Source organism: Lentibacillus sediminis (genome assembly GCF_002763455.1).
GTDB classification, from domain to species: domain Bacteria; phylum Bacillota; class Bacilli; order Bacillales; family Amphibacillaceae; genus Lentibacillus_D; species Lentibacillus_D sediminis_A.
Map to the genome: position 1 here is coordinate 68,135 of NZ_NIXK01000001.1, position 11,715 is coordinate 79,849.

Here is an 11,715-nt window from a genome sequence, read left to right on the forward strand (position 1 = left end):
TTTGCTGGGAAGTCAAAATTATTTATTTTCCTCGTCCCGGTGTGTCTCCACATGACTATCTCTATCCATCCGGGCATATTTCGATCTGCCCAGGTAAAGCGGGATTTCCAGTTTGTCGAAGTCCGGCAGGCCGTTTGGCAAGAACTTCTCTTCATCCCGATAAAACTGCGTGATCTCGCCGACAAACCAGTCGTGATCCCCATAGGTATTGCAATCGACGGTCTGGCATTCATAAGCCACATAGGCATCGCGGAGAATTGGCGCGGAGACAGTAATCCCCGGCTCATATTCCATTTCTCCGTGCTTAAATTTATCAAGATCCGCTCCGGTCCATCCGCCTGTCTGCTGAATGAACTTGGCTTTTTCATATGGCAAAAAGTTTATCGCAAAATTCCCTGCCTTTTTCACGAGATTATATGTATAGCGCTGTCTGCCAATCGCAACCCCATAAATCGGCGGGGCATAGGAAATATAGGAATGCCATCCGGCGGCCATGATGTTTTGCTGTCCTTCAAATGATGCTGTCACCAGCGCCACCATTCCCGGATAGCTGTGCATCACCGTTCGAGCTGTAGGTTTTCTCATGTTGTCCTCATCCTTTACGTTCAAACTATCCCTTATCATAGCATTTTTACAGAAATTTTGGAATGAGAATTGAGAAGAATTTCCTAATTGGAAAGGAATCGGGTGGGGTAGGAGCGAAGTATATATAGGAGATAGATTTTTTGGGAGAGGGTTAGGTATGACAGGATTCATATTGGTCATGAGTGTCATTGTCATTTATCTGTTTATATCGGAGCCTTGGCTGAAAAAGAGGTATTCGGTCCAGAAACACAGTGGCATACTTTTTAAGCCAATTAATAAAACTCATTTGAAGGCAGAGTTCATATTGTTGGTCATTGCTTTACCGGTTATAGGGTTTCTTGCAGGAATTGGTTTCACCCCAGCGATTATGATCTTTTTTGTACTCTTATATGGCTTGCGCGTTGTGATGGAATGGAAATATGCAAAAGAAAAGAAACAATATATACTAACATTAAATGGCTTTGTTGCGTTCATAGTCGCTTTAGCAGCAGCAACCATTTTTTATTTTCAAGGATAAGGAGAATCGCCACCAATGAAAAACACACCAATTAAACTAATTAATCTAGCGACCGGATTACCAAAGAAAATGCAGTACGGACAGGACAAGGAAATGATGACAGGCATACAGAAAGAGCTAGTGGAGGAAGCCTTCTTAAGCAAAACGGGCTTCGACAGGGATGATGTTGCAGACAAGAAAAATCATGGCGGAATGGATCGCGCCGTTTGCGTTTATCCATATGAACATTATGCCCAGTGGGAGCAGGAATTCGACCGTCCGCTTCCTGCTGCAGCCTTCGGGGAAAACCTGACCATTACAGGCATGCTGGAGAAGGACGTCTGCATTGGCGATACCTATCAGTTGGGGGAGGCAGTCATTCAGATCACCCAGGGCCGGATCCCTTGCAGCACCATAAACAAACGAACCGGCATCCCGACACTGCTGCAGCGGTTTGTCGGGACAGGGTATAGCGGATATCTCTGCCGCGTGCTAGAGGAAGGAACAGTGCGTATGGATGCAGAGGTGAAATTAATACAGCGGCATCCTGAGCGAGTTCCCGTTCATGCTGCCACGATGATCCACCTTCATGGACGCAATGACAGAGAAGGGATGGAGCGTGTGCTGCAGGTGGACGAGCTGGCGGATAAGTGGCGTAAGAAGCTGGAGAAAAGGTTGGGGAAACTCTAAATGGGGATAAATTGGATTACAGTCAATGATCTTGGCAGGTTTGTTTATTATAAGAATACGGCAGCATTTCTTATGTGGATAAGATGATAAATCCTGTTTTTATAAGTATCATTGATGGGAATATATTGAAAAGGTAAAACAGTTACCGTTTGTAGGGAAAATTAATAACCGTTTAACCCCCTCCGAGTATTAGGGAGAGGGACCCGTAATAGGGTGGCTTTTCCGTAACTATTGTGAATAAATAATACACAAAATTAGATTTTCTTTAATTAGAAGTATAAACACCAAAGTTCCTTAGCTCCCGCACCACACGAGAAACAGGCAGTCCCATGACATTATAATAATCGCCAATAATTTGCTTCACAAACATCGCGCCAAGACTTTGGATGCCGTATGCGCCAGCTTTGTCAGAGGGTTCATCGGTGGATATGTACCATTCTATTTCCTCATTAGATAGCGGCCAAAATTCTACCTTGGTCTGTTCCGTGAATACGATCTGATCATTGGCAGAGCGGATCATGACACCAGTGTAGACCTCATGAGTTTCTCCGCTTAAAGCAGAAATCATCCGGTGAGCTTCTGTCTTGTTTTTCGGTTTTTCAAATATTTGCTGCTGGAAAGAAACAACTGTGTCCGAAGATAGGATGACTTCCTGGTCATCATCCATGCGGACAGTGCTCCCTTTTCGCTCCGCTAATTGCTTCACTTTTTCCACTGGATCGGCTGTTTGGATTTGAGATTCATCGAAGTCTGGTTTGCGGGTGGTAAAAGGGATCTTTACCTGATTTAAAAGTTCCTGCCTTCTCGGTGATGAGGATGCCAGGATAAGTTTTTTTGCCATAAGTAGACCTCCTGTACGGATAAAGGTGAGATTGCTGTCATTTTACATCAAGCTATTGTTCATTTAAATGAATCCTACTTCATTTTCAAACGTATATTCAACTATAATAAACTCAGGGAGGGATTTTCATGAATTCCATAACAAAAAAGCGTTTATCAGGGTACTTGATCGATGTTGCCATTTCCACTGCTGTAACGGCTGGGGTAGAGTATTTTCTAAGGAAAAAAGTGAAAAACGAGGCGGTTCATGCTTTGGTTACTCCGACTGTTGTTCTTTGGGGGCTTGAGTATGTCCAACTAAGGCAGTGCAGGCAGACATTGGGTTACAAGGCAATGGGGATTACCGTTGAAAATAAAGAGGGAGGCGGGCTGTCGGACAAACAAATTCTTAAACGCATGGCATACCGGGATACGGTGAGCACCTTTGATTATTTGAAAAATCGCAAGGCGTTTGAGGGAGAAACCGGCGAAGTCCTGCCGCACGACCGATATGCTGGCGCCGTGGTGAGGGACGTGGCCGGAAATTAATACATAACTACCTAAAAAACCATTCTGCAGGCACTCGCCCGGCAGAATGGTTTTCCTATTATTCCTTTTTAATTTTCACAGGCTTATGCATTTCCCGAACTTCTCTCCTCAGTGCTTTAACAAGCGAAGCCATCATTAAAATCATGATAAAGGAAAACGGGAGAGCGGCTGCGATAATCGTGTTCTGCAGTGCGGTCAGCCCCCCGACGTACAGCAAAACAAGCGCAACGGAAGATTGTGCCAACCCCCAGATAACTTTCACACTGTTTGCCGGCTGCAAGTTTCCATTCGTTGACTGGATCCCCAGAATAAGTGTTGCAGAGTCGGCAGATGTGACGAAAAACGATACAATCAAAAAGATTGCGATCATCGACAATAAGCCAGACATCGGAAGCTGATCGAACATGTTAAATAACACTAATTCTGTTGCGTATTGTGTTAAATCCACTCCGCTTTTCTGCACTTCCCCGGCAGTGGTTCCGAAAGCCGAGAACCAGACAGATACGATCAGCGTCGGGACTACCAAGACACCTAAGATGAACTCCCGAATCGTCCGGCCTTTGGAGACTCTGGCAATAAACATGCCGACAAATGGCGCCCAGGCAATCCACCAGGCCCAGTAGAAGATCGTCCATGCATCCAGCCAGCCGCGATTGTCCCCTTCAAGCGAAGCCGTGCGGAGACTCCATTGTACGATGTTTTGCAAGTACAACCCAAACGTCTCCGTAAACAAATTTAAAATCAGCATCGTTGGTCCCACAATTAAAATCGCAATAAGCAGCAATGTTGCCAGAACCATGTTGGCGTTAGATAAGTATTTAATCCCCTTGCTTAAACCGGACCAGGCCGAAATCAAGAATAGTACGGTCACGATGGCAACAATAATGAATTGCGAGGTAAAGCCAACGTTTATGCCAAATAAATGATTCAGCCCGCCATTGATCTGCGCAGCGCCAAATCCAAGGGAAGTCGCCACCCCAAAAATCGTTGCAAACGCAGCAAGTATATCAATCAGTTTGCCGATCGGCCCCTTCATCCGGTCTCCGAACAACGGTTTCAATGTGGCAGAAATTAATCCAGGCTCGTCTTTGCGGAACTGGAAAAATGCCAATGCCAAAGCGACCATTCCGTACATCGCCCAGCCATGAAATCCCCAGTGAAAAAACGTAACTGCCAGCCCTTCTTTGACAGCCTGATCTGTTCCCGGTTCACTCAGAGGTGCGTCCAGAAAACCGTGAAACAGCGGTTCCGCAGCACCATAGAAGACAAGTCCGATTCCGAGCCCCGCTGAGAAAAGCATGGCAATCCACGAAGGTGTGGAAAAATCCGGTTTTTCATGATCCTTGCCAAGCCGGATTTTCCCATATTTACTGAAGCCGATAAAAACAGATAATAAAACAAGACCACCCATCACCCACATATAATACCAGCCAAATATATCAGCGATAAACGAGGTCACATTTCCCGTAATTCGCTCAAACCCTTCAGGAAACACCCCACCAAGAATTACAGCTATCGCAACCAGAGCAATTGTTATATAAAACACACTTGAAACTCTCTTCATCCTAACCCCCATAAGTAATATATGACATAATTATTCAGGAAACGGACCAGTCGCACTGGCACAATCAGCATCTGGCATGAACGCTCATGGAAATCCGCCTGTTGATTATGCTGTCCATCTGAATAAAAAATAATCACCCTAAAAAGTCTGACCGGCAATCCTTTTGGAGTGATTATCATTCGTCTCAAAATGGACAATCGCATTTTCCAATTGAACAGATTTATTATATGTTATTTGGTGGAAAAAGGAAATAACTTATTTGGAAAATTTTAGTTTTTGGGAAGGGGAGGGTGGAGTATGCGCTGGAGGAGGACTTCAATTGGAGCGGCGGGAACTTCAACCCGGGACCAGTACTGCACTTCAGCCGCCCAATAATTACATTTTCTCTCCAATCCATACGGTCCATCGGTCTTTTTCGAAAACCGCCTGAGCATTCCTTAACTTCTGATCAATATAAAAAGTAAGCTCTTCCAATTCAATATCAGCAAGCTCATGAAGAATCGAGCGGCCATTTCTCGAACGAATATCCTCCAGCAGTTCCTCTTTTCGGGAATAAACTTCTCTTGTTTCCCAGATCTGCTGATTGTCAGCAACAGCAAAACCCGCTGCCTTTAATTCTGCCAGGACAGCCTCATTCATGTGCCGTCTATTACTTTCCAGTACAGCCAGGTGAGGAAATTGTTCAAAAAAGTATCCTCTGATGTGCTGATTTGTTCCAGGAAGCAAACAATCAGGAGGTGTTCTGTCCTGGACAAACAGGATCCCGCCAGGCTTTAATATCCGGAAAGCCTCCTGGAAGCAGTAAGATAAGTCATCCAGATGATGAATCAGCGCTCGCTCCATGACAAAATCGAACGACTCAGCCGACAAGCCAGACTTCTCTGCGTTCCCGAGGTGAAACTGGATCTGCTTGTAGTCCCGGCAATGACTTCTAGCCCCTTCCAGCATGGCTTCCGAAAAATCAACTGCCACCACCTCAGGAATCCCCAATTCAGCCATCGCCTTGGAATAGATGCCGCCGCCACAGCCAATATCTGCTGCCCTTTCAACTGTTTTCCCCGCCATTGCCCTCTTCAATATTTGCTGCCAATCAGGATCAGCAAGCCGTGTCGCATAACTTCTGCCATTCTGTTCGTCGTGAAAATTGATCGGCATCAAGACCAGCTCCTCCCCTTTAATTTTCCTAGTTGATCTCAGTCTACATGGAAAAATACAGCAGTTCTAATACCGATTTTGAATAGAAAGTGATAACAGGAAATTATGCCTAAAAGAGAAACATCTTCTAAAATATTAATTCAAAATTAGCAAAAGTATGCTATGATCAAAAGAGGGAGGGAACCACCATGCACATAACACTAAAAGGATTGCTCTAATTGTTTGCTTTTTTTCGGGGGATGAATGCATTTTCCGAAAAACCGGCGCTGTCTTCAGAAAAAAAGCAAACATAAAGGAGAAAATAAAATGGATGAGATATTAAATAAGAAATTGAAGAATGTACAGGAAGAGCTCAAGTTTTCAGGAACGGTGTTGATCAGTGATCAGCAAGGCGTGATTGTGGAGCAAAAGGCGGGCTTTGCCAATCGGTCGGACCAAATAAGAAATGAGATGAATACAAGGTTTGGCATCGCATCCGGTTGCAAAATATTCACAGCCGTTGCCATATGCCAGCTCGTTCAGGCAGGCAAGCTTTCTTTTGAAACAAACCTAAAGGATTGCTTGGACATTGAAGTCACGCAATTCTCAGCTGACATTACCATTCATCAGCTGCTGACACACACATCTGGCGTGCCGGACTACTTCGACGAGGAAGTAATGGATGATTTTGAAGAACTGTGGGAAAAGACACCAATGTATTTGCTGCATCGTCTGCGTGATTTCCTGCCGCTTTTCCAGCATGAGGAGATGAAATTCCAGCCGGGCGAACGTTTTCACTATAATAATGCGGGCTACATTTTGCTTGGTCTGGTGATTGAGTCTGTCAGCGATCAGGAATATCATGCATATGTTGAGGAGCACATTTTTGCCAAAGCTGGTATGCACGATTCCGGCTACTTTTCCTTTGATGCACTTCCCGGCCGGACTGCTTTGGGTTACATCGACGGGCCAGACGGGTCATGGCGGACCAATCAGTATGCACTGCCTGTCCGTGGTGGATCAGATGGCGGCGCCTTTGTTACGGCAGGGGATATGAACAGATTCTGGGAGGCATTGCTCACCAATCAATTGCTGAGCGAACCAATGACAGAAAAACTGCTGGTCCCTTATGCGCAAGACGAAGAGGGGAGCTGGTACGGGTATGGGGTATGGATGGAGAAAAGAGATGAAACCATTCTTGTGTACCATGTGATGGGATACGATCCTGGTGTGAATTTCCGTTCTGGCTATTACCCGACGTTCGGCATCACCGCGATCGTCTGCTCCAATGGGGAAGAAGGTGCAGAAGAGTTAATGGATGCTTTGGAAGAATATTTAATGAGCTGATGTACAAAGAAAAGCCATGCGCCTCAATTGCGCATGGCTTTTGAATTTGTTCTCACATGAAAGTAATATTAACTTCTTTTATCCTGATCCTCATCTGTTCTATCCAGATATTCTTTCATTCTTTTTTTGTTTGGGGTAATCGTTAATCCTAAATACTTTCTTTCCTGGTTGGCATCTTTGTAAAATGCTGCCGCCATCAATATTACCACGACACTAAATGGCAATGCTGAGATAATTGCTGCGGATTGTAACGCAGCTAAGCCCGTTTCTCCACCTGCCAACAGCAGTATATAGGCGATTGCTGATAGCGATAACCCCCATACGACTTTTACAAAAGCTGCAGGACTTAATGTTCCAAAAGCAGTCTGCATACCTAAAACAAATGTTGCAGAATCCGCTGAAGTTATAAAGAAAGATGCGATAAGTGCCAATGTAATAAAGGATAAAACGATACTCAAAGGCAGTTCATTGAAAATGCCAAACAACTGCGTTTCAGGTGGCATTTCAAATATTTGTGGTGAATTTAGTCCCACATCAATTCCGGTCAGACCAAACGCACTAAACCAAAATATACTCACAAAGGTTGGAACGAGTAATACCGCAAAGACGAATTCCCGGATGGACCGGCCACGTGAAATCCTGGCAATAAATACACCTACAAACGGGCTCCAGCTCATCCACCAGCCCCAATAATAAATCGTCCACGTCTGCATCCACGCCTGTTTTTGTTCGTTTAATGGAGCTACATCCAGACTATTAAATAATAAGGTATTGAAATAGTTACCGGTCGAGCTTGTCATCATATTGAGAATAAATAAAGTCGGACCCAGGATTAAGACAGCAAGAAATAACAGACCTGCTAATATCATATTTAAATTACTTAAATACTGGATACCTTTACTTAATCCGGTCCATGCACTATATATGAACAATACTGTAACAACGGCGATGATTATTCCCTGGACAAACTGATTGTTAGGAATACCAAAAAGGTAACTCAGACCTCCATTGATTTGCATTGCCCCTACCCCCAGGGAAACAGCTACGCCAATAATTGTTGCGAATACGGATAAGACATCAACAACTGTACCGACAGGACCATCTACTCTATCTCCTAAAATAGGGCGCAATGTTTTAGAGATTAAACCAACCTCTCCCTTTCTGAACTGGGAATAAGCTAACGCCATTGCTACAATGCCGTATACAGCCCAAGGGTGGAATCCATAGTGCAGAAACGTTGATCTCATTGCTTCAGCCAAGGCAGCTTTTGTTTCAGGGTCAGCAGTGGGTGGAGCCAGGTAGTGTGAAATTGGTTCAGATGCACCATAAAAGACTAAGCCAATTCCCATACCGGCACTAAACAGCATGGCTAACCATGAGACCGTTCGAAACTCAGGCTTATCATATGGTTTACCCAGTGTGAGTTTGCCAATTGGACTTAAACCCAGAAATATGCAAAAGAATAAAATTAAGGTAAAGATCGCCATATAATACCAGCCAAAAGTTTCTGTAATCCATGTGCCAAGGGCACCAGAGGTTTGACCAAATTGATCAGGAAATACAGCGCCTATAAATACCAGTATCCCGACAACGATAGAAGCGTATGTAAATACACTGGAAAATTGTTTTCTTTTTTCTGTCATAGTGAAGTCTCATCCTCTTTGGGTTTGTTTGATAAGAAAGACGTTTTTCATCCTAACATACTCAAATTTTATTATCCACTTAACAAAAGGATTTCAACCAAAGAAAATTAAACGGAAGGGAGCCTCTCCAACCCCGGGGACCCTACATCACACCATTCTTCACCAGAACAGCTTTGATCTTGGTATAATCAAACGCATCCGGCAAGGCTTCTTTCAGCTGCTTTAAGCGCGGTTCCTCGATTTCTTCCCTGGCTTTCATCACCGCTGATTCCTCGTTTTCATTAAAGAAAATTCCCCAAGCGATCGGGTAGCCTTCCTTAAATGCTTTAAACAGGTGGTTTTCAATCGTTTGCGGGGAAAATTCGCGAATTGCTGCGATATCCCGGATGGTTTTTCCTGATTGAAACATTTGGTAGCTGGCCAAATGGCTTGGCCGCTCGTCTTCCTGCTTTGTTTTCTTTGGCTTCACAGCTGGAGCATCAGCAATGCGGATTTTTCTTTTAGCATCCGGACGTTCGGCGCGCCATTCCTTAATCACAGCAAGGAAGTCTGCCCCATATTGCTCATATTTTTTCTCTCCGACGCCTTTGATCTCCAGCATGTCCGCTTTTGTTTCAGGGAAATAGCGGCTCAATTCTTTCAGCGTTGCATCGGAGAACAGGACATATGGCGGCACATTCTGCTCATCTGCCATGCGTTTGCGCAAGTTTCGGAGTGCTGTGAACAGATCGAAATGATAATCTGCATCCTCGCTTACTGGTATTGGAGCCGTAAACATTTCCACGGTCCGTTTTCCTTTTAATACATCAATTGAGTGCTGGTTGAGTCTTAATGTAGGAAATTTCCCTTCCTCTGTGGCGAGAAGGCGTTCGGCGATCAGAAAATGAATCCGTTCGGTCAGCTCTTTCTCGGTATAAGCGGAAAGGATGCCATAAGTGGAAATCTGATTCAGACTAAAATTGCGTATTTTCCTGTCATTGGATCCTTTCAGCACTTTAGCAGTCATGCTTACGCCAAATCGTTCTCCCATGCGTTTCACACAGGAGAGGATCATTTGCGCTTCTTCGGTAATATCCATTTTTTCCTGCCGCTCCACACAATTGCTGCAGCGACCGCAATTTTCCTTAGGGACGCTGTCGTTAAAATAATCAAGAATTTGATTGGTCAGACAGCTATGAGTGTGGCAATAGTTGATCATTGCCTGCAGTTTGCCGTATTCCTGCTGTTTTGCGGCATCGTCCATTGTAGATTGCTCGATTAAAAATTTCTGCAGCTGGATATCCTGGGGCGAGAATAGGAGAATGCAGTCACTTGGTTCCCCGTCACGTCCCGCTCTTCCAGCTTCCTGGTAATAGGATTCGAGATTCATTGGCATCGCGTAATGCAGCACATACCGGACATTGCTTTTATCGATACCCATGCCAAATGCGTTGGTGGCAATCATGACGGAAATTTCATCATGGATAAACGCAGCCTGGGCATCTTTGCGTTCATGCTCCGGCAAGCCGGCATGATACTTGGCGACAGAGATTCCGCGCTTGGTCAGCTGATCATAAAGGGTGTCCGCCTGTTTTCGGGTTGCCGTGTAAATGATCCCGGATTCGTCAAGATGTTCCTCCAAGAAGGAACGGATGTAGGTCGCTTTATCCTTCCCTTTGACCACATGGAAGGCCAAATTTTCCCGTTCAAATCCGGTGTTTACCACATGCTCAATATGTAATAGATTTTGAATGTCGGAAATAACTGCTTCCGTCGCTGTCGCGGTCAGTGCGACAAACACAGGGATGTTCGTGAGTTTTTTCAGATTCGGCACAATCGAGCGGTAGCTTGGCCGGAAATCATGCCCCCACTGGGAAATGCAATGTGCCTCGTCAAAAGCCACAAGCGATATCGGAATGCTCTGTACCACACGGACAAAAGCACCTGATTCAAACCGCTCCGGAGCCACATAGACAAATTTGTAGTTCCCCGCCGCAGTCTCCTGCAGTCTGTGCTGCTGTTCCTTAGGGGAAAGGGAGCTATTAATATAGGTTGCGGAAATTCCCAAAGACTGGAGCGCGTCCACCTGGTCTTTCATCAAGGAAATTAATGGGGAAATAATGATAGCTGTGCCCTCACGCGACAGACCCGGGATCTGGTAGCATAATGATTTGCCTCCGCCCGTGGGCATAACGGCGAGGGTATGGTTCATTTGCAGGATATGATCGATGGTTTCCTTCTGTCCGGGGCGGAATGTTTCGTAGCCAAAATAGCGCTGCAGGATGTTTTCTTCTTTCGTAATCATAGCGATCCTCCTTGTTTTCTTATATCCTAACATATTTTTTGTTGGGATGCCTAAGGGGGCGGGGGTGTGCTCTTTTATTAAAAATATCGAAATGATGGAGCGTTTGGTGGTGAAAATCCGGAACAAAAATTTTTTGGATGGAAAAATGGCTTTTTCTGCCACCATTTGCTCTGGAAATTCGATTATAGAAAAAAGATATGGATGAGTTCGTTGGGTTACTGTCCAATGGAATAAATCTGATTTCACATGCGCAACATTCAAATAATTAATTGAGATGTGGTATGATAAATGTAAAATATGATTTGGCGGTGATTATATGAGTTCTATTAATTCCTCAGATGAGTTAATGGAGCGCATTTCAAATATGGATCGGGACAATTCAGTTTTGCAGTTTTCAATCCCAGGAAAAGGGAAATTTACTTTAGTTCTTCAAGAAGAGACAGAAACGACAATTGCAGAAGGTGTAGAAAATAATTCAGAACTGAAACAGATGATTAAAGAAAGTCAGCAGCAATATAAAGAGGGGAAGGGGATGACTACTTCAGGATTGCTAGAGTCCTTTTCCGCAAAGGATTTCGAATAGCTGGCAGGATTAGGGGTGTAG

General features: G+C 44.6%; 11 protein-coding genes. 5 read left to right on the forward strand and 6 right to left on the reverse strand.

What is annotated here, in order from left to right:
* Window positions 1-18: 18 nt before the first annotated feature.
* Entirely contained in the window at window positions 19-585 is a 567-nt protein-coding gene (locus CEG13_RS00350; RefSeq protein WP_100009788.1) for a flavin reductase family protein, read from the reverse strand.
* A 157-nt stretch (window positions 586-742) separates the two neighbouring features.
* Here CEG13_RS00350 and CEG13_RS00355 point away from each other — a divergent pair, with 157 nt between their 5' ends.
* On the forward strand, window positions 743-1,102 hold the full coding sequence (locus CEG13_RS00355) for a DUF4181 domain-containing protein (protein ID WP_100009789.1): 360 nt from the start codon (window positions 743-745) through the stop codon (window positions 1,100-1,102).
* A 15-nt stretch (window positions 1,103-1,117) separates the two neighbouring features.
* Window positions 1,118-1,771 (forward strand): MOSC domain-containing protein, encoded by a 654-nt coding sequence (locus tag CEG13_RS00360; RefSeq protein ID WP_100009790.1) that lies wholly within the window; start codon window positions 1,118-1,120, stop codon window positions 1,769-1,771.
* Between the two features lie 265 nt (window positions 1,772-2,036).
* On the opposite strand, the gene CEG13_RS00365 is transcribed toward CEG13_RS00360, so the two are convergent.
* Entirely contained in the window at window positions 2,037-2,612 is a 576-nt protein-coding gene (locus CEG13_RS00365) for a Maf family protein (protein WP_100009791.1), read from the reverse strand.
* 128 nt (window positions 2,613-2,740) lie between these two features.
* Between CEG13_RS00365 and CEG13_RS00370 the strand changes: the two genes are divergently transcribed.
* Window positions 2,741-3,139 (forward strand): RDD family protein, encoded by a 399-nt coding sequence (locus tag CEG13_RS00370; protein WP_100009792.1) that lies wholly within the window; start codon window positions 2,741-2,743, stop codon window positions 3,137-3,139.
* A 58-nt stretch (window positions 3,140-3,197) separates the two neighbouring features.
* On the opposite strand, the gene CEG13_RS00375 is transcribed toward CEG13_RS00370, so the two are convergent.
* Together CEG13_RS00375 and CEG13_RS00380 are read right to left on the reverse strand one after the other, a co-directional pair.
* Entirely contained in the window at window positions 3,198-4,703 is a 1,506-nt protein-coding gene (locus tag CEG13_RS00375) for a glycine betaine uptake BCCT transporter (RefSeq protein ID WP_100009793.1), read from the reverse strand.
* 375 nt (window positions 4,704-5,078) lie between these two features.
* Window positions 5,079-5,858 (reverse strand): class I SAM-dependent methyltransferase, encoded by a 780-nt coding sequence (locus CEG13_RS00380; RefSeq protein WP_100009794.1) that lies wholly within the window; start codon window positions 5,856-5,858, stop codon window positions 5,079-5,081.
* 306 nt (window positions 5,859-6,164) lie between these two features.
* Here CEG13_RS00380 and CEG13_RS00385 point away from each other — a divergent pair, with 306 nt between their 5' ends.
* Window positions 6,165-7,184, forward strand: a complete 1,020-nt coding sequence (locus CEG13_RS00385) for a serine hydrolase domain-containing protein (RefSeq protein ID WP_100010526.1) — start codon at window positions 6,165-6,167, stop codon at window positions 7,182-7,184.
* Between the two features lie 68 nt (window positions 7,185-7,252).
* On the opposite strand, the gene CEG13_RS00390 is transcribed toward CEG13_RS00385, so the two are convergent.
* Both CEG13_RS00390 and recQ read right to left on the reverse strand, forming a co-directional pair.
* A complete protein-coding gene (locus CEG13_RS00390; RefSeq protein ID WP_100009795.1) occupies window positions 7,253-8,827 on the reverse strand; it encodes a BCCT family transporter in 1,575 nt (524 codons plus the stop codon).
* Between the two features lie 142 nt (window positions 8,828-8,969).
* Window positions 8,970-11,111, reverse strand: coding sequence for a DNA helicase RecQ (gene recQ / locus CEG13_RS00395; protein WP_100009796.1), 2,142 nt, complete (start codon window positions 11,109-11,111; stop codon window positions 8,970-8,972).
* Between the two features lie 316 nt (window positions 11,112-11,427).
* Here recQ and CEG13_RS00400 point away from each other — a divergent pair, with 316 nt between their 5' ends.
* Complete coding sequence (locus tag CEG13_RS00400; protein WP_100009797.1) at window positions 11,428-11,694, forward strand: hypothetical protein; 267 nt, start codon at window positions 11,428-11,430, stop codon at window positions 11,692-11,694.
* Window positions 11,695-11,715: the final 21 nt, after the last annotated feature.

Excerpts from the sequence above, each read along its gene's own strand:
- CEG13_RS00350 (WP_100009788.1), bottom strand. The coding sequence starts at position 585 with ATGAGAAAACCTACAGCTCGAACGGTGATGCACAGCTATCCGGGAATG.
- CEG13_RS00355 (WP_100009789.1), top strand. The coding sequence starts at position 743 with ATGACAGGATTCATATTGGTCATGAGTGTCATTGTCATTTATCTGTTT.
- CEG13_RS00360 (WP_100009790.1), top strand. The coding sequence starts at position 1,118 with ATGAAAAACACACCAATTAAACTAATTAATCTAGCGACCGGATTACCA.
- CEG13_RS00365 (WP_100009791.1), bottom strand. The coding sequence starts at position 2,612 with ATGGCAAAAAAACTTATCCTGGCATCCTCATCACCGAGAAGGCAGGAA.
- CEG13_RS00370 (WP_100009792.1), top strand. The coding sequence starts at position 2,741 with ATGAATTCCATAACAAAAAAGCGTTTATCAGGGTACTTGATCGATGTT.
- CEG13_RS00375 (WP_100009793.1), bottom strand. The coding sequence starts at position 4,703 with ATGAAGAGAGTTTCAAGTGTGTTTTATATAACAATTGCTCTGGTTGCG.
- CEG13_RS00380 (WP_100009794.1), bottom strand. The coding sequence starts at position 5,858 with ATGCCGATCAATTTTCACGACGAACAGAATGGCAGAAGTTATGCGACA.
- CEG13_RS00385 (WP_100010526.1), top strand. The coding sequence starts at position 6,165 with ATGGATGAGATATTAAATAAGAAATTGAAGAATGTACAGGAAGAGCTC.
- CEG13_RS00390 (WP_100009795.1), bottom strand. The coding sequence starts at position 8,827 with ATGACAGAAAAAAGAAAACAATTTTCCAGTGTATTTACATACGCTTCT.
- recQ (WP_100009796.1), bottom strand. The coding sequence starts at position 11,111 with ATGATTACGAAAGAAGAAAACATCCTGCAGCGCTATTTTGGCTACGAA.
- CEG13_RS00400 (WP_100009797.1), top strand. The coding sequence starts at position 11,428 with ATGAGTTCTATTAATTCCTCAGATGAGTTAATGGAGCGCATTTCAAAT.